We start from the raw sequence: 20,165 nt of genomic DNA, 5'->3' as shown, positions 1-20,165 counted from the left end.
GCAGACCAGACATGAGCACACCCGACGTCGAAGCGACCCTGTCCGGTCACAAGCGGCTCGAACGCAACGTCACTCTGCTGGGGGTGGCGACCCTGATGGTCGTCGCCATCGGCGGCCTGGTCGAGATCGCGCCCTTGTTCTGGATCGACAACACGCTCGAGAAGGTCGAGGGCATGCGCCCCTACACCCCGCTCGAACAGGCCGGTCGCGACATCTATGTGCGCGAAGGGTGCCACACCTGCCACAGCCAGATGATCCGTCCGTTCCGCGACGAGGTAGAGCGCTACGGCCACTACAGTCTCGCCGCGGAAAGCATGTACGACCACCCCTTCCAGTGGGGTTCGAAACGGACCGGGCCGGATCTGGCGCGCGTCGGAGGACGCTATTCGGATGCCTGGCACGTCCAGCATCTGGTCGATCCGCAAAGCGTCGTCCCGGAAAGCATCATGCCGTCCTATGGCTTCCTGGCTAAGGCCGATATCGCGGTCGACGATCCCGCGGCGAACCTGCGCGCGCTGTCGCGTGTTGGCGTCCCTTATACCGACAAGGACATCGCGAGCGCAGCACAGGACCTCCGGGCCCAGGCCGATCCCGAAGCCGATACGGCGGACCTGCTCCAACGCTATCCCAAGGCGCAGGCACGCGATTTCGACGGCGATCCTACGCGCGTGACCGAGATGGATGCGCTGGTCGCGTACCTTCAGATGCTCGGCACGCTGGTCGACGTGAACAGCGCCGCGGCGCAGGAAAAGCTGGCGACGGAGAAGGGCCGGTGAGCGAGTACGACACCCTGCGCCACCTGGCCGACACGGTCGGTCTCGTCGTCATGACGATCGTGTTCGTCGGGCTGTGTGCCTGGCCCTTCCTCCCCGGAAAGAAGCACACGAACGAACGCATGGCGAATTCCATCTTCGAAGGCGACGACAATGGCGAATGAGCGGCCAGACGCGAAAAGGATCGACGAGCCGACCGGGACCGAGTTCGTCGGTCACGAGTGGGACGGGATCGAGGAACTCGATACGCCCATGCCGCGGTGGTGGTTGTGGACGTTCTACCTCACGATCGCCTGGGCGCTCGTCTACGTCGTCCTCTACCCTGCCCTGCCCCTTCTGTCGAAAGGCACCGAAGGCGTACTCGGCTGGACGAGCCGCGGGCAGCTGGCGCAGCAGATGAGCCTTGCCGATCAAGGGAGGCGCTCGGTCGGCGAGGCATTGGCCGCGACCGACATCGCCAAGCTCGAAGGCAAACCGGACCTCCTGCGACAGGCGGTCGCGGGCGGGAAGGCGGCCTTCCGGGTGCACTGCACGCAATGCCACGGCTCCGGCGCCGCGGGCAGCCAGACTCTGGGCTACCCAAATCTCAACGATGACGACTGGCTGTGGGGGGGCGATCTCGCCACCATCGAATACACGATCACCCACGGCATCCGGCAACCCGGCGAGGACAAGCGGCAGGGGGCGATGCCGCCGTTCGAGGGCGTGTTCGACACCGGCCAGCTGACAGCGATCTCCAATCACGTCCTGTCGCTCAGCGGCAAGGCCCGGTCGAACGCGCTCGGCGCCAGCCTATTCGCCGATAACTGCACCGTTTGTCACGGCGCGAACGGAGAGGGTGACCGTACGCAGGGTGCCCCGCGCCTGAACGACGCGATCTGGCTATATGGCGGGACGCGAGAAGACGTGGCGAAGCAGATCCTGCGGCCGCGCATGGGTGCCATGCCGGCGTTCAAGGACAAGCTCGACCCCGTGACGATCAAGATGCTGGCCGCCTACGTCCATTCGCTGGGCGGCGGTGAGGCGACGATAGCGGAGCCCGCCCCACCGGCGGCGAAGGCCGATGGTGAGCAGTGACAAGGACGGCCTGATCGAGGACGGGGTCGCCAAGACCAACGAACCCGTCTCGAGCGCGGTGGCCGACCCGGCTGCGACGACCCGGCGGCACGAACCGCACGAACCACCGCGCGCCCACCTGTCAGACAAGCTCTACGAAGCAAAGGCGACCGTCCACAACCGGCGGATCGATGGGCCCTTCCGTCGCTTCAAGTGGCTCGTGATGGCGGTCACGCTGGCGATCTACTACGGTACTCCGTGGATCCGCTGGGATCGGGGACCCTACGCGCCCGACCAGGCGGTGCTGGTCGATCTGGCGCACCGCCGGTTCTACATGTTCGGCATCGAGATCTGGCCGCAGGAGTTCTACTTCGTTGCCGGGCTCCTCATCATGGCCGGGATCGGGCTGTTCCTGGTGACCAGTGCGGTCGGCCGAGCGTGGTGCGGCTACGCCTGCCCGCAAACGGTGTGGACCGACCTGTTCCAGCATGTCGACCGCTTCGTCGACGGCGACCGCTTCGCCCGACAGAAGCTCGACGCCGCGCCGTGGACCTGGGGCAAGGTGTTCCGACGGGCCTTCAAATGGTCGATCTACCTGTTCATCGGCTTCTGGACCGGCGGCGCATGGATCATGTATTTCGCCGACGCGCCGACCCTGGTGCAGGACTTCTGGCGGGGAGAGGCGGCGCCTGTCGCCTACATCACGGTCGCGATCCTCACGCTGACCACAGTGACGCTCGGCGGCTTCATGCGCGAGCAGGTGTGCATCTACATGTGTCCGTGGCCGCGCATCCAGACGGCGATGATGGACGAAAAGTCGCTGCTGGTGACCTACAAGGACTGGCGCGGGGAGCCGCGCGGCAGCGTGAAGAAAGCGGAGAAGAACCCCGCCCAATTCGGCGATTGCATCGATTGCACGATGTGCGTGCAGGTCTGCCCGACGGGCATCGACATCCGGGAGGGACCGCAGATTGGCTGCATCACCTGCGCGCTGTGCATCGACGCCTGTGACCGGGTAATGGCGGATATCGGCCGACCGCGCGGGCTGATCGACTATGCCACGCTGGAGGACTGCAAGGCGGAAGCCGCCGGCGCGCCACCCCGCTCCGCCTGGAAGGCGTTGCTGCGCCCGCGCACGATCGCCTACACCCTTATCTGGGGTTCGATTGGGCTCGCTATGCTGTTCGCGCTCGGCGTGAGGGACCGCACAGGGCTGTCGGTCGCGCCCGATCGCAACCCGCCCTTCATGCTGCTGAGCGACGGTTCGATCCGCAACGCCTACACCTTGCGCCTGCGGAACATGGCGACCCAGCCGCGGCGAATGACCATCGCCATCGATGGCCTGCCCGGAGCGGCCATGTGGACCGACACCACGAGCCGTACCGACGCCGCGAGGACGCTGGCGGTGACCGTTCCGGCAGACAGCACGGCAACCCTGCGCGCCTATGTCGCCGCACCGCCCGCCTCGGGTGCCAGCGAATTTGCCTTCACCCTCGATGCCCGGGGTCCCGATCCCGAACGGCAACGGACGACCACCCGCTTCGAAGCGCCAGGAGAAAATCGATGATCCGTCCCCTCGATGGTCGCCACGTCAGCGCGATCCTAGTCGCCGGCTTCGCGGTCGTGATCGCGGTCAACCTGACCGCCGCCGTTGCTGCCAAGCGGACGTTCGGCGGGATCGTCGTCGAAAACTCCTATGTCGCCAGCCAGGATTTCAATCGCTGGCTCGCCGAGGCCGAGCGCGAACGGGCACTCGGCTGGAAGGTGACACCGCGCCGCCGCGAAGACGGGCGCATTGCCCTTGAGATGGAGGGCATACCGACGGGTGCCGGGATAACCGCACATGCGCGGCATCCGCTCGGACACTTGCCCGACCGATCGCTGGCGTTCGATCCAGCCGGTATTTCGCGAGAACCGTTGCCCCGGGGTCGCTGGACGCTGCGCTTCACGATCACCGCCGACGGCAAGTCAGCGCGGATGGAAAGCAGCATCCCATGAACGCCCCGCTCGACCATGCCCGGCTTGCCGCAGCGCCCGAGGCAGACAGCCGTTTCAGCGTGCCCGGCATCAAGTGCGCGGGCTGCATCGGCAAGATCGAACGGGAGATGGGTGCGCTTGAGGGCGTGTCCGGTGTCCGGGTCAACCTTTCGGCCAAGCGGGTCGCGGTTCGCCACGATCCCGCTCTGGGCGAGGATGCGCTGATCGCGGCATTAGGCCGCCTCGGGTTCGAGGCACAAACGGTGGCTGAAAGCCCGGTCGCAGAGGACGATCGCGAGGCGCGGTCGCTCATGCGCGCGCTCGCGGTGGCGGGCTTCGGCATGATGAACATCATGCTGCTTTCGGTCAGCGTATGGTCGGGCGCCGAGGGGGCAACGCGCGACCTGTTCCACCTGCTGTCGGCGATGATCGCGCTTCCGGTCATCGCCTATGCCGGACGCCCGTTCTTTGCCAGCGCGGCGCGGGCCCTACGCCACGGCCGCACGAACATGGACGTGCCGATCTCGATCGGCGTCGTTCTGGCGACCGGGCTGAGCCTTTACGAAGCGCTGACCGGAGGCGAGCACGCCTATTTCGACGGCGCGACCATGCTCCTGTTCTTCCTGCTCGCCGGACGCGCGCTCGACGCGTCGATGCGCGGCCGGACGCGAGCCGGGATCGGCGCGCTGCTGTCGCGTATGGGCAAGAGCGCGATGGTCGTGCAGGAGGACGGTTGCACGCGCCGCGTCGCCGCTCGGGATATCGAGCCCGGAAGCTTGATGCTGGTTGCAGCGGGCGAAGCACTCGCTGCCGATGGTGTGGTCGAAAGCGGCGCGAGCGCGGTCGACAACGCGATGCTGACCGGAGAAAGCGCGCCCGAGCCGGTCGGACCCGGCACGCCGGTCCACGCGGGAGCGGTCAACATCACCCAGCCTCTGCGCGTGCGCGTCACCGCGACAGCGCAGGACACGGTGCTGGCCGAGATCGCACGGCTGATGGACGAAGCCGGGCAGTCGCGCAGCCATTACGTCCGCATCGCCGACCGCGCGTCCCGGCTCTACGCCCCGCTGGTGCACACGATCGCGGCGCTGAGTTTCGCCGGATGGATGTGGGCCGGGGCGGGATGGCACGAATCGCTGGTCGTCGCGATCGCCGTGCTCATCATCACCTGCCCTTGCGCGATGGGCCTTGCAGTGCCTGCCGCGCAGGTCGTTGCCGCCGGAGCGCTGATGCGGCGCGGGCTGCTGATCAAGGATGGCAGCGCGCTCGAGCGGCTGGCCGAAGTGGACTGCGCGCTGTTCGACAAGACCGGCACGCTGACGCTGGGTGAGCCCGTGCCCGATCTCCGGGCGCTCGATGCCAGGGCCCGCGCTGTCGCGCTCGCACTTGCGCAACACAGCCGCCATCCCCTGTCGCGCGGGCTCGAAAAGGCACTCGCCGCGTCGGGCGTGGTTCCGGCAGCGCTGACGGCGGTGGTCGAGCATCCGGGTGAAGGGATTTTTGCTTCTTGGTCCGGTGAGCCGGTCGCGCTCCAACGCAGCGGTTCGCCGGCGAACGGGTTGGCGACACAGCTGCTCATCGGCGAAGAGCGCTGGCAGATACCGTTTTCCGACGACTTGCGCGGCGATGCGGCAGCGACGCTTGCCGACCTGTGGCGGCAGGGGATCGAGAGCAGCATCCTATCGGGAGACAGGACAGAGGCGGTCGCTCCTGTCGCCCGCCGACTGGCTCTTTTCGCGCGGGGGCACGCCACGCCGCAGGACAAGCTTGCCGAATTGACGCGCCTCCGGGTCTCGGGTCGCCGCCCGCTGATGGTCGGCGACGGTCTGAACGACGGGCCTGCACTCGCCGCGGCGCATGCGTCCATCGCACCCGGGACCGCCAGCGACATCAGCCAGCAGGCAGCCGACGCGGTCTTCACCGGCAATGGCCTGATGCCGGTCGCGCTCGCGGTGCGCGTCGCGCGGCAGACGATGCGGGTGGTGCGGCAGAACTTCGCCTTTGCCATCGGCTACAACCTGCTCGCTGTGCCGCTGGCGGTGGCCGGGCTCGTCACCCCGCTCGTCGCCGCGGTGGCAATGTCGGTCAGTTCGCTGGTCGTGGTCGCCAATTCGCTGCGCCTTGCAAGGGCAGCGCGGTGAGCGGTCTCGCATTCCTCATCCCGGTCGCGCTGGGCCTTGGCCTGCTTGGCCTTGCCGCGTTCTTCTGGTCGATGCGCGACGGCCAGTACGACGACATGGACGGCGCCGCGAACCGCATCCTGATCGAGGACGACGAATGAGGCTTGCGATCCTCGCCCTTGCCTCCCTTGTACCGGCCATGTTCGGCACCCCTCCCGACCCCAAGCCCGCGACCCTCGTTTCAGGACTGTGCAGCGGGGGTTCCCTAGAGATTCCGCTTCCCGCGCGGGACCCGTTGGAAACGCCTCCGTGCGCCCAGAAGGGCTGTCACGCGGGCTGCTCGCGCAAGCGCGGGTTGATGTAGCGCAAGGACCGGTCGCCCCGGCCACGCCAGAACCCGTCCGCATGTGGCCCTATCATCCCGAACTGCTGGCAACGCCGGTCCCGCGCTACACCAGCTTTCCCACCGCCGCCGAGTTCGGCGACATCGATCCTGCGCTTCATCGCATGGCGATCGAGGACGCGCGCGGGGACATCTCGCTCTACGTCCACATACCGTTCTGCGAGAAGATCTGCTTCTACTGCGGCTGCAATACCGCGGCGGCGGGCCGGCGGCAGCGGCTCGATTCCTACCTTTCGGCGCTCGACCGGGAGGTCGGCACGATCGCTGCACTGCTCCCGCGGGCCGCGCGCGTGCGGCGGGTCTCGTTCGGCGGCGGGAGCCCCAATGCCCTCGATCCCGTGGACTTCATCCGCCTCGTCGACCGGCTGACCGTCGCCTTCCGGCTGACAGACCCGGTCTACTCGATCGAGCTCGATCCCCGGAGCATGACAGTGGACTGGATGCGCGCGATCCGCGCTGTCGGCATCGAGCGCGCGAGCCTCGGCGTGCAAACATTTGCCCATCATTGCCAGGAAGCCATCGGCCGGGTGCAGGGGGCAGGCACCGTCTCGCGCACCGTCGACTGGCTGCGCACAGCGGGCGTTACCTCGCTCAATTTCGATCTCATGTACGGCCTGCCTTACCAGAGCCGGGACGACCTGACCGACACGCTGGAACGCGCCCAATCGCTAGGTGCAGACCGGATCGCGCTGTTCGGTTACGCCCACGTTCCCCACGTCGTACCGCGTCAGCGCGCTATCGACGCGCTTGCCCTGCCCGGCACCGACGAGCGCTTCGCCATGGCAGCGCTCGGCTACGAGCACCTGTGCACACACGGCTATGTCCCTGTCGGCTTCGACCACTTCGCCCGCCCGGGTGGCGATCCGCTTGCCCATGCCGCACTCGACGGGTCCCTGCGCCGCAATTTCCAGGGATTCACCGACGATCAGGCGCCCAACCTCATCGGGCTTGGAGCATCGGCCATAAGCCAGTTCCTCCACCTGCTGGCGCAGAACGAGAAGAACAGCGGGCGCTATCGCATGATCGCCTCGCAAGGGTTGCCGGCCGCCAATCGCGGAATTGCGCGCAGCGAGTCCGAGCGGCAGCGGGGCGAAGTGATCGAGCAACTCCTATGCCGTGGCCGGGCGCGGCTTACCCGCGAACTCGGGGCCGAAGTCGCTGCTCAGCTTTGCCCGTTCACGATCCGCGGCCTCGCGACATTCGAAGGCGATTGGCTATCGGTGACGCCCGACGGTTTGCCGTATGCCCGCACGATCGCCGCGCTGTTCGACCCGTATCGCAAGATACACCAACAGCAGAAAAGGTTCAGTTCGGCGATCTGAGGGTTGTGGCTCTACGCGCGACCGCTGCCTCTCAGAACAGTCGTCCGCCGATGGGAACGTCGCTGTCGGGGGCGAAAAGCACGACGGCGCCGTTCGCATCCGGAAACCCGAGAACGAGCACTTCGCTGAGGAACTTTCCGATCTGTCGCGGGGGGAAATTGACGACCGCCGCCACTAATCGGCCGACCAGCTGCTCGCAATCGTAGTGTTCCGTGATCTGCGCCGACGAGCGCTTGATCCCGACGCCGGGACCAAAGTCCACCGACAGCTTGAACGCCGGCTTCCTCGCCTCTGGAAATGGCTTGGCTTCGACGATTCGGCCGACCCGTATGTCGACACGAAGGAAATCGTCGAAGGCGATTGGAGGGGCGGGCGGCGCATTGCGATCGTGCGTCAGATGCATGAGGTTCCCCCTCTTCGATTGCCTGTCGTTACGAACTTCCGAAACCCGCGTCGGTCGACGCAAGCCTGGTTCAAAACCACGCCCTCAAACCGACCAGGAACTTCCAGCCCGCCGCATCTTCGCCGGCCGCACGGGCGATATCGGCCGTCTCACCGAGTTTCGCTTCGTACTCGACACCGACATACGGGGCGAACTCCCTGACGATCTCGTAGCGCAGGCGCAAACCGGTCTCCAACTTGGTCAGCCCGGCCCCCACCTTACGCTCTGGGATGTCCTGCGCCGAAATCTCCAGCTCTGCGCGCGGCTGCAGGATCAGGCGCTGGGTGATCTTCTGGTCGTACTCGGCCTCGACCCTCGCGGTGAAATCGCCGCGGTCGGACAGGAAGGCCGCGGCATCAAGATGCCACATGTAGGGAGCGAGGCCTTGGACCCCCACGACGAAGTGGCTGCGGGTCTCAGGCTCCACATCCAGCCGCACACCGGTCTGCAGATCGAAGAACGGCCCGATCGCATGACCCCAGAGCGCCTGCAATTCGGCATCCTCGACAGCGCCGCCGAACTCTCCCTCGCCTTCCGACTTGAAGACGAACTTGTCGATGTCGCCGCCGTACCAGCCCTGCACGTCCCAGAGGTATGCATCGTGCCCCTTTGCGACGCGCGCCTCGAGCCGCTCCACCATGATGACGCCGGTCTTCATGTCTCCGTGTGTGGCGTGGTTCCGGGCGCGTGAACGGGCCATGGCCTCTGCCCCGAATATGGCATCGGCAGCATGCTGCGGCCCGGCGAATGCCTCTTGTGGCGGCGGGCCGGCGGGGAGATCGCCGACCTGATGTGACGAATGGTCCATCTTCGAATGATCCATCGTCGAATGGTCCATCTTCGAATGGTCCATCGTCGAATGGTCCATCTTCGAATGGTCCATCTTCGAATGGTCCATCTCCGAATGGTCCATCGTCGAATGGTCCATCGTCGTTTGAACCGTTTGCTGCGCTGAGCTCTCTTCATGCCCGGTATGCCCCGCGTGACCGGAATGGTCCTGCGCGGCGAGAGGGGTTGCGGCCAGCACCAGCGGCGCCGCAAGGATCAGGCCGACCGTGGTCTTCATGCGCCCTCTCCCGCCTTCGGGAAGGGTCGCACAGTCACCGTCTGCATCATCCCGGCATGCATGTGGTAGAGCAGGTGGCAGTGGAAGGCCCAGTCCCCCGGCTCGTTCGCCGTGAGGTCGAAAGTCGCCGTTCCGCCCGGTTGCACCACGACCGTGTGCTTGAGCGGCTGGTTCATCATTCCCGCGCCGTTCACGAGTTCGAAGAAGTGACCGTGCAGGTGGATCGGGTGCGCCATCATGGTGTCGTTCACCAGCTTGACCCGCACCCGTTCATCGAAGGCGAAGCGGATCGGATCGTCGGTTACGGCGGAAAACTTCTTGCCGTCGAACGACCACATGTAACGCTCCATATTGCCGGTCAGGTGGATTTCCAGCTGGCGCGTGGGCATGCGATGCGGATTGGGCCGTTTGGCCTTGAGATCGGTGTAGCGCAGGACCCGGTGGTCGACCTTGTCGAGTCCGAGGCCGGGGAAATCCATCCGGTCGACGGGCATCGGTGAGACCATGTCGAGGCCGGGGCCGACCTTCACGTCCGGCGGCAGTTTAGAGGTGTCGCGCATGGAGTGGTCCATCGAAGCGTGGTCCATCGCCCCTGTCGCCTCGTCGGCACCGTGATCCATGCCAGCGTGGCCGCCATGGCCTCCATCACCGCCGTGGCTGCCGTGACCGCCTTCCATCGAGCCCATGCCCATGTCGGCCATGGTCAGCGTCACCGGCTCGCGCAGGGGCGGCGGGGTCGCGCGGTGGCCCTTGTGCGAAGTGATCGATGCCACGCCCATGCCCGATCGGTCCATCGCTTCCGCGACGAGCGCGTGGCTGCCGGCAGGCGGCGTCACGATGACGTCGTAGGTCTCGGCGGTGCCGATCTGGAACTCGTCGACCTCGAACTCCTCCACGTCCTTTCCGTCGGCAGCAATGACGGTCATCGGCACGCCGGGAATACGGACGTTGAAGAAGGTCATGGCCGACCCGTTGATGACACGCAGCCGGATTCGCTCGCCCGGATTGAACAGATACTCCAGTCCGTCCAGCGGCCCGTGACCATTGATGAGGAACGTATAAGTCGCGCCGGTCACGTCCGAGATGTCGCGCGGATTCATCCGCATCGCGCCCCACATCAGCCGGTCCTTGAGGGGCATGTCCCCCTCGGTCGCAGTCTGCATCTGGTTGTTGTAGTAATGCTCTCCGACCTTGAGCTTCCGTGCGATCTCGTGCGGATGAACCGGCGTGAACTCGCTCAACAGAACGACGAAGTCGCGGTCGTAGCGCGGGTCTGGCGTGGCGCTCTCGATGATGATCGGGCCGTAATGTCCTTCCTGTTCCTGCAGGCCGGAATGGCTGTGCCACCAATAGGTGCCGCTTTGACGGATCGGAAATTCGTAGGTGAACGTCTGCCCCGGCTTGATGCCCGGGAAGCTCACACCCGGCACCCCGTCAAACTGGAACGGTAGCAGCAGGCCATGCCAGTGGATGGAGGTGTCTTCGGCGAGATTGTTGGTCACGTCGATGCGGACCTTCTGCCCTTCACGCAGGCGTACAAGCGGCCCGGGCACCGTCCCATTCACGGCGATTGCATGGCCGCTTCGCCCACCCACCGCGAAATGATGGCTGTCGACTGAAAGGGCGATGCGCTCCCCGCTGACTTCGCCGAAGCCCTGGCGCGCGTGGCTAAGGGATTCGCCGCGCGCCCAAGCGGGCATGGGTACGGATGCCACAGCGGCCAGGCCGAAAGAACCGGCGATCAGGCGGCGGCGGGTCAGGGCAGTCTGCATGGCAATATTCCAACTCGCATTCATTTTGGTGATGCCGTCTCCCGGATTGCGGAAGGCCGGGCATGGATATGTCTCGGAGCGCTATCAGTGCTTCGAACTGCCGGATTGTGCTCCACCGCCGGGGCCCGAACCGATGCCGAACCGCGGCAACTTGCGGTTCCCGGCTTTGCCCTCGGCTGCGTCCTTGTGCGCCAATCCCTCGATGATCGGACATTCCGGTCGCTCGTCGCCATGGCAGTTCCGGGCGAGCGCTTCGAGCGTGCCGATCATTTGCCCAAGCTCGAGCTGCTTCGCCTTCAGACGCTCGACATGACCGAGAGCGAGGGCCTTTACCTCGCTGCTGGCGCGTTCGCGGTCAGACCACAGCGCAAGGAGTTCGCCGATCTGTTCGACGGTAAAGCCAAGGTCCCGGGCGTGCCGGATGAACTGCAGCCGATGCACATCGTCGCGATCGTAGTCGCGGTATCCGCTGTCGCGCCGGGCAGCCTTAGGTATCAGTCCGGTCTGCTCGTAGTAGCGGATCATCTTCGCGCTGACGCCGGACGCCTCGGAAGCCTGTCCAATGTTCATTGCTCTGCTCCTGAAGATTGCATCGTTTCCATCGACATCGGTTCAACATCAGACCTTCAAGGGGGCGTGGACTGGCATATGGGGCCGAGCACCGGTCGCTGAAAGAGCCGGGCCACTTGTAAGGTCCATCACGCTCTTGAAGCGCTTGAGGCGCAGGGCATTCGACAGAACGAAAACGCTCGACAATGCCATGGCGCCGGCCGCGAACACGGGAGAAAGCAGGACACCAGTGGCGGGATAGAGAACGCCCGCGGCCACCGGAATCAGCGCGGCGTTGTAGGCAAACGCCCAGAAGAGGTTTTCCTTGATGTTCCGGATCGTGGCCCGGGACAAGGCGATGGCGTTCACCACACCGCGCAGATCGCCCGACATCAGGACGACATCGGCAGTCTCGATCGCGACGTCGGTTCCCGTCCCAATCGCAATCCCGACATCGGCTTCCGCCAAGGCGGGCGCATCGTTGATGCCATCGCCCACGAATGCTGCGGCGCGACCGTCCTTGCGGAGCGACTTGAGCGCCTCGACCTTGCCTTCGGGCAGCACTTCGGCGACGACCTCGTCGATCCCCAACTGGCGGGCGACAGCCTCCGCTGTAGCCCGGTTGTCGCCGGTGATCATCGCCACCTTGAGGCCCAGCGAATGCAGGGCATCGATGGCGGCCGGGGTTGTCTCGCGTATCGGGTCGGCGACCGCAATGATGGCCGCGAGATGGCCGTCGACTGCTGCATAAAGCGGCGTCTTCCCTTCGCTGCCAAGCCGCCACGCGTCGACGCCCAGCGGTCCGAAGTCGATGCCCAGCTTGGCCATGTACCGGTCTGCTCCCACGTGCACTGTACGGCCGCCGACATCCGCCTTGATGCCGAAACCAGGGGAAGCTTCGAAGTTGTCGGTTGGCGGGATTTGAAGCCCCCGCTCCTTTGCGGCGGTGAGGATGGCTTCCGCGATCGGGTGCTCGGAATGGGCCTCGACTGCGGCGACCAGCGACAGGACCTCGTCACTGTCGAAGCCGAGCGCGGTTTCCAGATCGGTCAGGACGGGACGACCGATCGTCAGCGTTCCGGTCTTGTCCAGCGCGACGATCTCGACGGAACGCAGCGCCTGCAAGGCCTCGCCTTTCCGGAAAAGCACTCCGAGTTCGGCCGCACGTCCGGTCCCCACCATTATCGAGGTCGGCGTCGCAAGGCCCATTGCGCACGGGCACGCGATGATCAGGACGGCAACCGCGTTGACCAGCGCGAAGCTAAGGGCAGGGTCGGGGCCGAAGATCAGCCAGATAACGAACGTCAGCGCAGCGACGAACATGACGGCCGGGACGAACCACGCGGTGACCTTGTCGACCATCGCCTGGATAGGAAGCTTCGCTCCCTGGGCCTGCTCCACCATCCTGATGATCTGGGACAGCATGGTCTCGGATCCGACACCGGTCGCACGGAATGAGAAAGACCCCGACTTGTTGATGGTGCCGCCGACGACGCTGGCTCCTTCGCGCTTTTCGACAGGGACAGGCTCGCCGGTGATCATGCTTTCATCGACGTACGAATTGCCCTCCGTAACTTCGCCGTCGACGGGGATCTTCTCTCCGGGACGCACGACGACGGTATCGCCGGCAAGGACGTCTGCGATCGGCACTTCCACAGTCTCACCGTCACGCACGACACGTGCGGTACGGGGCTGCAGGCGGACGAGCCGCTTGATGGCTTCCGATGTCCGGCCCTTCGCCTTCGCCTCGAGAAAGCGCCCGAGCAGGATGAGTGCAACGATCACGGCAGCCGCTTCGAAGTACACGTTGACCGTGCCTGCCGGCAGCAAGGATGGAGCGAAAGTCGCGACGACCGAATAGGCCCAGGCCGCGCCTGTCCCGACGGTGACGAGCGAGTTCATGTCCGGTGTCCCGCGCAGGATTGCCGGAATTCCCTTTCGGAAGAAACGCAGGCCGGGGCCGAAGAGAACCGCCGTCGTGAGGACGAACTGGATGACCCAGCTCGCCTGCCGGCCGATCGTCGAATGGATCAGGTGATGGAACGAGGGAACCAGATGCGATCCCATCTCGAGAACGAAGACGGGCAGTGCCAGGAGCACCGCAACGATCAGGGCCAATCGAAGGCTGGCGAATTCGCGTTCGTTGGCGGCTCGCTCCCGGTCCTCGCTGCCTGCGTGGGTCTCGATGCGTTTCGGTTCGTAACCGGCCTCGCGTATGGCGCTCTCGATCGCTTCGAGGCTGGCCAACCCGTCAAGGTAGCGAAAACTCGCCCTTTCGGTGGCGAGATTGACGTTTGCCCGGACTATTCCCGGAACCCCCAGAATGGCCTTTTCGACGTGCCCGACACACGATGCACAGGTCATACCTTTGACGATGAGTTCGCCATCGACCTCGCGCACCGCATACCCTGCCCCGCGAACGGCCTGCACGAGTGCTTCGGGTTCGGTCGGACCCGCCAGCGTAACGTTCGCCCGTTCGGTCGCGAGGTTTACCGACACATTTTCGACGGAAGGGATTGCCGCGATCGCTTTCTCGACATGCGAGACGCATGACGCGCAGGTCATGCCCTCGACAGTCAAACTCAGTGTGACGGGATCACCCGCGTTCTGGCTCAGGTTGCGAATCGCTGAAGTCGCATGCGCCATTGAATTTACTCCATAATCTCAAATCGTGGAGTGATTCTGCACCTTCCAACAATGGTAAGGTCAAGCGGTAAGCGAATGGCTTACCATCGCGCAAGGCTCGTACCCCAAAGCTGCGCGCCATCGGCGACGTTGAACGCAGATTGCAAACTCGACCCCGCGATGCAATCATCCCCTGTCGGGGGTACAAAGTGTCGGCGCAGACGGACGCAAAGGTCACGCAGGGGGCCCTGTTGAGGGCATCTATCTTCGGCGAGCTGCGCTTTGAATCTGCCGATGGCGAAGTGATTTCGCTCAACAACCGCCGTGCGAACCTGCTTCTGGCGATTTTGTGCATCGAACCGGGTCACGCGATGGACCGGGATGCGCTCGCACGACTGCTGTGGGCCAATCGCTTCGCTCCGCAGGCCAAGGCCAGCCTTCGCCAATGCCTGCTGGAGCTAAAGCGCAAGCTCGATGACTACGGCCTCGACGGCCTAGTCGTCTCACGTGCCAGAATTGCCATCGATCCAGCTGTTCTGAGCTGTGACCTCGATGATTTGGAGGCCGCGTTCTCCGCAGGGGACAACGAGGCTGCGATCGCGCATCTGCTCGCGATCGGCAACCGTCCGCTCATCCAGGGTGCTACGCTCAATCCGCGCTTCGACAAGTGGCTGGGCGAACGCCGCGAGCATATCGATGCCCGCCTACGTTCCGCAATTGCCGAAGCCATCCGGACCTCGCCCAAGCCCATCGGCGATCGTCTGCTCGAGGCAGCGCGCACCCGGTTCCCGACGTATCGCACGTTCAACGGGGTAGACCATCAGGTCTCGCTTGCAGTCCTGCCGTTTCCGCAACTCGACACTGTCGGAGGAGATTTCTTTCTCGCAGAAGGAATTGTCGATGAACTTTCGACGCGGCTTGCAGGAATAGAGGGTATCACCCTCGCAGGTCGGACATCCATCGCAGTCGTTTCCGAAAAGGGGCGAACGCTCACTGAGATCGCATCCGAGCTGAACGTCTCGCACCTGATTGAAGGCGAGGTCCGACGAGGGCCCAAGGGTATCCAGGTCAGGCTCGCCCTTATCAGCGGGCAGTCAGGCAACGAGGTCTGGTCGGACCAGCTTTATGGTTCGATCGAAGATTTCTTCGAATCCCGCAAGGTGATCGGCGCCAATGTCATTGCGGCCATCTGCCGTGCACTGGGCCTGCCGACATCGCCCGCTCCCTCGCGAAAGATGACCCACGACCGCGAGGCTTACGCGCTCTTTCTCCAAGGTCGCTCGATGGTCCAAAGGATCTCGGGCGAAGAGGCTTTCGACAAGGCAATAGAGTTCTTTGAGCGAGCTTTGGCCATCGATCCGGAGTTCGCCGAATGCTGGACCGCACTTGCCAATGCGCACATCATGAAGGCGGCGCTCACTCCCAGCCTGACCCGCTTGGAACAGTCCGCAAAAGGCGCCGATTGCGCAAAGCGTGCGCTCGAGCTCGACCCCGGTCAAGGCCATGCCTTGTCCATCCTCGGAATCCACGACTGGGCCCTGTTCAATCCGGCTCGCAGTCTTGAGCGTGCATTCGAGGCCTATGCCCGCGACCCGAACGACGCGGATGTATCCTCGCGACTAGGCTCGTGCCTGCTCTATCTGGGCAAGGCGCGCGATGCCCTGCCCTATGTCGAAGCGTCGGTGGAGCGCGATCCGGTCTACGCGCGGAATTACGCCATGCTCGCATCCGCCTATCTCAGCCTTGGGGAATTCGAAAAGGCGCGCGTCGCCGGCAAACGCATGACGGACCTGGGTTTCCCCGGGATGTGGCTTGCACTCGCCCAGTTCGCCTTGGGCGATTGCGACGCCGCCGTGCAGACCCATTACGAGACGCGGTTCCTCCTCGGCACCGTCATCATGCGACCGCCCGGCATGCCGCCGATGGACGATGCCGCGCGGGACGCCTATTTCGACATCGCAGCGCGGGGAATTTTCAGCGGCAGGCAAGCCGACCGTTCGGCCTATTGCCAGCTGATAGACGCCCTGCACGCCACCATGCCCGATCCCTACGATTCCTCGATTTCATTCCCGGCAATCTGGATGGGACATTCCGAACTCGTGATGAAAATCTACTCAAAGCGCATCCATCCAGCCAATATATTCGGCCTTATGAGCTTGTGGATCGACATCGAACCGATCAACCACACCATCCGCCACCCTGGCTTCATCGATTTTGCCGAGGGCATCGGAATGGTCGAGGCGTGGGAACGGTTCGGTTGGCCCGACTTGATGCCCGCCGATCCGCGCAAGGCATAAGCGCGCCTCAGGGTCGGGCATTTTGACGCTTTATTGACGGCTGCACGGATTGACCGGCAACCCGGTCGTGGCCCATCAAAGGCCAAGCGAATTCATTGCCAAATCAGATTTTTCTTCGGCTCACCGGGCACATCGTCCGGGAGCAAAGGCAGCGCCTTATCCGCTCTGCCACTGGGTCGCGCACCGAGATCATGGACGCCCCGAGCGGGCGGAAATGCCGCGACTTTTTGGACGGGGAGAAATTACGATGAAGAAGATCGCATCACTGGTGATTGCCAGCATGGCCTTTCTGGCAGTGCCTGCGTCGGCCCAGCAATCCAGCTATACCCAAGGGACGGTGTGGGAAGCCTCGCGCGTCGACGTGAAGGACGGCCAGTTCGAGAACTACATGGATTACCTCGCCGGCCAGTGGAAGAAGGTCCAGGAATTCGCGAAGGCGGAAGGCATGGTGGTGGACTACCACGTCCTTTCCACCAACAATCCCCGCCCGGGAGAGCCGGACCTGGTGCTTGTGGTGGAGTACAAGGATTACGTAAAGACCGCCGAGTCGGAAGCCTTCCGCAAGAAGGTCAACGCAATGCTCGCGCAGTCAGATCGCAGCGCGGACACCGCCTTCGCTAACCGTCAGTCCATGCGCGAGATGATGGGTTCGACACAGTATCAGGAGCTGGTCCTGAAATAGGCCAGAGCCTGGTTCCGGCGGGTGGCTTCTGCGACCCGGCCATCCGCCGGATTTTTCTGCCAGGTTGCGGTCGATGCGCCAACATAGGCAGCACCACCGCTTTGCCCCCGCCGCGCCTCCGGCAATTCGGAAAACTCCATGCAGCAACCTTTTGCCACGCTTCCCGCCCAGCCGGTTGCGTTTGCCAGGCTTCCGGCCCTCTCGGAGAGCCGGCTTGCACGCTTCTCTGCGATTTTGATCCTTTATTTTCTCCAGGGTGTGCCACTGGCCCTGTCCCTTGTCGCCTTGCCCGGATGGTTGGCCGAGCAGGGTGCCACTCCCCTCCAGGTAGGCGCGTTCGTGGGAACAGCGATGCTGCCGTGGTCGACCAAGCTGTTCAATGGCATGATAATGGACCGGTATGCGTTCAAGCCGATGGGACGCAGGCGTGGTTGGATCCTGCTGGCACAGTTTCTGATGGTCGTCATGCTGGTGATCATGGCGATTCTCGCTCCCACGGCGAACGACATCGCGATGCTCGCCGCTTTGTGTTTCATCCTCAACCTGTGCGTCACCTTCAGCGACTGCGCAGTCGACGGGATGGCGGTCGACATCGTGCCCGAAGGCGAACGAACGGCCGTCAACAGTATGATGTTCGCCAGCCAGGCGCTCGGCGTCGCCGTGTGCAGCTATCTGGCCGGACAACTGCTTCAGTCTGGCGATGTAACCGTCACCGCCTTGGTCCTTGCGACGATGGTCGCGGGTGCCTCTCTGTTTGTCAGCCTGTTCCGCGAGCGCCCGGGAGAACGACTGCTTCCTTGGACCCACGGTCGTGCCTCGCGCGAGTGCGAAGAACGCCAGCAAGGTGCCTGGGGACCAATTCTCAAGGGCATGTTCCGCTCGCTTCTGGTGCCGCGCACTATCCTGTTTCTGCTCGGTACGGGCTGCGCCTGCGCAATGCTGGCTTTTGTCGATGCGGTGAACCCCACCCTCGCCGTCCAGCAGCTGGGTTGGACGACGGAGCGCTATGCGAGTTACAATGCACTCATCAACCTCGTTGCCGCAGGCTTTGGGCTGTTCGTGCCGGTGCTGCTGGTGCGCCGGTTCGGCCTGCGTTGGTCGATGATCGGGTTCTTCGTGGCGATCGCAGCGTTGGCAGCTTGCGCCGGGACGACCGTAAGCACATGGCAGGGTGACACCGCCTTCATGGGCCTTACTGCCGCGCTCTATATCATGTCGATCATGCTCTCGATCCTGCTGATCGTCTGGGCGATGCAGATCTGAAATCCGTTGGTTGCGGCAAGCCAGTTCGCACTGTTCATGGCAGTGCCCAACCTGTCGCGGTCTCTCATGGCCGGCAATTCGGGGTGGCTGGTGGAAGGCGGCGGCTATGCCATTACCTATTTTGCCGTATCAGCCATCATCCTGACCGGGTTGGCGCTGTGCCTGATGGCCGGCGTCGGGAACCACGAGACGAAAACTGCCATCGCCTGATCAGGCCAGTCCCAACGCGTCTTCAGTCTCGACAGACGACCAGTCCCGCATATTCGTCACCGTTTGCCGTCTCGCCGCCGGCGCGGATCGCTTTCGGCAGCCCAGTCCGCCATTTCATGCAATTGCGATCGGGGTCGTACTTACGGGGCAACGGTCGACTTTCGGCGAGGGCCGATGGCAGCTTCGCCCGCAGCGCAGTGACGACCGCCGCATGCTTCGGGTCACTTGCCAGGTTGCGCTGCTCGCGCGGGTCGGCGTGGTGATCGAACAGCTGCGCCCCCAACCTGCCGCCTTCCCACTCCGTGTATCGCCAGCGTTCGGTACGCACGCTGCGCCCGCCGATGACCTGTGAGAGCGCCGCCTTGTCCCACCTAGCCCGCGGGCTGTGCAATAGAGGGACCAGACTCCGACCCTCGTTTCGGCGATAGGGCGGCAAACCCGCAAGTTCAGTCAGCGTGGGATAGATGTCGAGCATCTCCACCGTTCGCGGCGACCGGGCGTTCCTCGCCTTCAGTCCAGGCACCCGGAAGATAAGCGGCACACGCGTCGCTTCTTCCCAGAGGGTGTTCTTCATCCACTGGCCGTGCTCGCCGAGATGATACCCATGGTCGCTCGTGAAAACGACGATCGTGTCGTCCGCCAGCCCCAGCCTGTCGAGTTCATCGAGCAGGTGCCCGACCTGCGCATCGACGAAACTGGTCGATGCATGATAGGCGTGAACCATCTGTCGCTGCTCGGCAGAGGTCATCCCGAAATTGTCGGGCAACCACGCCTTCGTGTAATCGGGCGGAGAGTCCGTATCGATCCGCGCCACATCGATTTTTCGAGGGTCGTACATCGCGAAGTATTTCGCCGGCGCGATCATCGGCACATGCGGACGGTAGAAACCCACCGCGATGAAGAACGGTACGTCGCGATGTTCGCGCATCATGGCGATCGCCTCGCTGGCGACTAGGCCGTCGGTCTGCGCCTCGTCCGCGCCATCGTCGGCAAGCCAGGTCATCGCCGAACCGAACGCGATGCCGGGCGTCATGACCCTCAGTCTGCCATTCTCGGCATCCTTGTCGCGGCCGCGCGGATTGACGACCTTGTCCCACGAAGGCGGGTCATCGGGACCGCTCGTGCCGATGTCGCCTGGCACCCCCTGGTGGTAGATCTTGCCCACCCGGCCGGCAAAGTAGCCGTTGTTCCGGAAATACTGCGGCAGTGTCTGGATATCCGGCAAGGCGGTGCGGAAGTTGGCGTTGAGATTGGTGACCCTCGTAGTGTCGGGACGCATTCCCGTCAGGAACGAGGCACGGCTCGGAGCGCACAGTGGAAATTGCGCATAAGCCCGCTCGAAGGTCACTCCTTCCCGTGCGAGGCGGTCGATATTCGGGCTTTGGACGCGATGTCCATAGGCTCCGAGCCGCGGTGCGAGATCGTCCGCGATGATGAACAGGACGTTCGGCTTGCTCGAAGCCGGCGCCACCGCGATCATCAGCGAAAGAGCAACGGCGGCCAACATGCGCATGGGTAACGGCCAGGGAGACTGATAATTCGAGCGTCCGATGCCCCCTCGGTCGCAACAAGTACCTTTTGCACGCGTCTCGCGCCAGGCTGAAAGTC

The 20,165-nt window shown here is 64.2% G+C and carries 19 protein-coding genes; 12 read left to right on the top strand and 7 right to left on the bottom strand.

Going from position 1 to position 20,165, the window contains the following annotated elements:
- Positions 1-11: 11 nt before the first annotated feature.
- From ccoO to hemN, 8 genes are all read left to right on the top strand, one after another.
- Positions 12-776, top strand: coding sequence for a cytochrome-c oxidase, cbb3-type subunit II (gene ccoO, locus A6F68_RS05495; RefSeq protein ID WP_067677198.1), 765 nt, complete (start codon positions 12-14; stop codon positions 774-776).
- Complete coding sequence (locus A6F68_RS05490) at positions 773-937, top strand: CcoQ/FixQ family Cbb3-type cytochrome c oxidase assembly chaperone (RefSeq protein WP_067677196.1); 165 nt, start codon at positions 773-775, stop codon at positions 935-937. Before ccoO ends, A6F68_RS05490 begins: the two co-directional genes overlap by 4 nt.
- Positions 927-1,850, top strand: a complete 924-nt coding sequence (gene ccoP, locus A6F68_RS05485; RefSeq protein WP_067677195.1) for a cytochrome-c oxidase, cbb3-type subunit III — start codon at positions 927-929, stop codon at positions 1,848-1,850. The genes A6F68_RS05490 and ccoP overlap by 11 nt, the downstream gene beginning before the upstream one ends.
- A complete protein-coding gene (gene ccoG, locus A6F68_RS05480; RefSeq protein ID WP_084001697.1) occupies positions 1,837-3,396 on the top strand; it encodes a cytochrome c oxidase accessory protein CcoG in 1,560 nt (519 codons plus the stop codon). The genes ccoP and ccoG overlap by 14 nt, the downstream gene beginning before the upstream one ends.
- Complete coding sequence (locus A6F68_RS05475) at positions 3,393-3,827, top strand: FixH family protein (RefSeq protein WP_067677191.1); 435 nt, start codon at positions 3,393-3,395, stop codon at positions 3,825-3,827. Before ccoG ends, A6F68_RS05475 begins: the two co-directional genes overlap by 4 nt.
- Positions 3,824-5,947 carry a heavy metal translocating P-type ATPase gene (locus A6F68_RS05470; protein WP_067677189.1) on the top strand — a complete coding sequence of 708 codons (2,124 nt, stop codon included), beginning with the start codon at positions 3,824-3,826 and terminating at the stop codon, positions 5,945-5,947. Before A6F68_RS05475 ends, A6F68_RS05470 begins: the two co-directional genes overlap by 4 nt.
- Positions 5,944-6,087 carry a cbb3-type cytochrome oxidase assembly protein CcoS gene (gene ccoS, locus A6F68_RS05465; RefSeq protein ID WP_067677187.1) on the top strand — a complete coding sequence of 48 codons (144 nt, stop codon included), beginning with the start codon at positions 5,944-5,946 and terminating at the stop codon, positions 6,085-6,087. Before A6F68_RS05470 ends, ccoS begins: the two co-directional genes overlap by 4 nt.
- Before the next feature lie 244 nt (positions 6,088-6,331).
- The gene (gene hemN / locus A6F68_RS05460; protein WP_067677185.1) at positions 6,332-7,651 is read left to right on the top strand and encodes an oxygen-independent coproporphyrinogen III oxidase; all 1,320 of its coding nucleotides are present in this window, start codon (positions 6,332-6,334) and stop codon (positions 7,649-7,651) included.
- Between the two features lie 31 nt (positions 7,652-7,682).
- On the opposite strand, the gene A6F68_RS05455 is transcribed toward hemN, so the two are convergent.
- The 5 genes from A6F68_RS05455 to A6F68_RS05435 all read right to left on the bottom strand — a co-directional run bounded on the left by A6F68_RS05455 (position 7,683) and on the right by A6F68_RS05435 (position 14,126).
- Entirely contained in the window at positions 7,683-8,054 is a 372-nt protein-coding gene (locus A6F68_RS05455) for a tRNA-binding protein (protein ID WP_067677181.1), read from the bottom strand.
- 70 nt (positions 8,055-8,124) lie between these two features.
- Entirely contained in the window at positions 8,125-9,159 is a 1,035-nt protein-coding gene (locus A6F68_RS05450; RefSeq protein WP_067677179.1) for a copper resistance protein B, read from the bottom strand.
- Entirely contained in the window at positions 9,156-10,931 is a 1,776-nt protein-coding gene (locus A6F68_RS05445; RefSeq protein ID WP_067677177.1) for a copper resistance system multicopper oxidase, read from the bottom strand. The genes A6F68_RS05450 and A6F68_RS05445 overlap by 4 nt, the downstream gene beginning before the upstream one ends.
- A gap of 84 nt (positions 10,932-11,015) precedes the next feature.
- A complete protein-coding gene (cueR, locus tag A6F68_RS05440; protein ID WP_067677175.1) occupies positions 11,016-11,501 on the bottom strand; it encodes a Cu(I)-responsive transcriptional regulator in 486 nt (161 codons plus the stop codon).
- Positions 11,502-11,549: 48 nt separating this feature from the next.
- Entirely contained in the window at positions 11,550-14,126 is a 2,577-nt protein-coding gene (locus A6F68_RS05435; protein ID WP_067677173.1) for a heavy metal translocating P-type ATPase, read from the bottom strand.
- A gap of 230 nt (positions 14,127-14,356) precedes the next feature.
- Between A6F68_RS05435 and A6F68_RS05430 the strand changes: the two genes are divergently transcribed.
- Complete coding sequence (locus A6F68_RS05430; RefSeq protein ID WP_157096665.1) at positions 14,357-16,402, top strand: hypothetical protein; 2,046 nt, start codon at positions 14,357-14,359, stop codon at positions 16,400-16,402.
- Positions 16,403-16,649: 247 nt separating this feature from the next.
- The gene (locus A6F68_RS05425) at positions 16,650-17,084 is read left to right on the top strand and encodes a hypothetical protein (RefSeq protein ID WP_067677169.1); all 435 of its coding nucleotides are present in this window, start codon (positions 16,650-16,652) and stop codon (positions 17,082-17,084) included.
- Here the strand turns inward: A6F68_RS05425 and A6F68_RS15175 are convergent.
- Positions 17,063-17,224, bottom strand: coding sequence for a hypothetical protein (locus tag A6F68_RS15175; protein ID WP_198152687.1), 162 nt, complete (start codon positions 17,222-17,224; stop codon positions 17,063-17,065). The genes A6F68_RS05425 and A6F68_RS15175 overlap by 22 nt on opposite strands.
- 94 nt (positions 17,225-17,318) lie before the next feature.
- Here A6F68_RS15175 and A6F68_RS05420 point away from each other — a divergent pair, with 94 nt between their 5' ends.
- A complete protein-coding gene (locus tag A6F68_RS05420) occupies positions 17,319-18,347 on the top strand; it encodes an MFS transporter (RefSeq protein ID WP_198152686.1) in 1,029 nt (342 codons plus the stop codon).
- 6 nt (positions 18,348-18,353) lie between these two features.
- Positions 18,354-18,557 (top strand): hypothetical protein, encoded by a 204-nt coding sequence (locus A6F68_RS05415; protein ID WP_067677165.1) that lies wholly within the window; start codon positions 18,354-18,356, stop codon positions 18,555-18,557.
- Between the two features lie 22 nt (positions 18,558-18,579).
- On the opposite strand, the gene A6F68_RS05410 is transcribed toward A6F68_RS05415, so the two are convergent.
- A complete protein-coding gene (locus tag A6F68_RS05410; RefSeq protein WP_232308204.1) occupies positions 18,580-20,064 on the bottom strand; it encodes a sulfatase in 1,485 nt (494 codons plus the stop codon).
- Positions 20,065-20,165: the final 101 nt, after the last annotated feature.

Source organism: Tsuneonella dongtanensis (genome assembly GCF_001698205.1).
Lineage (GTDB): Bacteria > Pseudomonadota > Alphaproteobacteria > Sphingomonadales > Sphingomonadaceae > Tsuneonella > Tsuneonella dongtanensis.
This window is presented reverse-complemented; position numbering and strand designations above follow the sequence as displayed.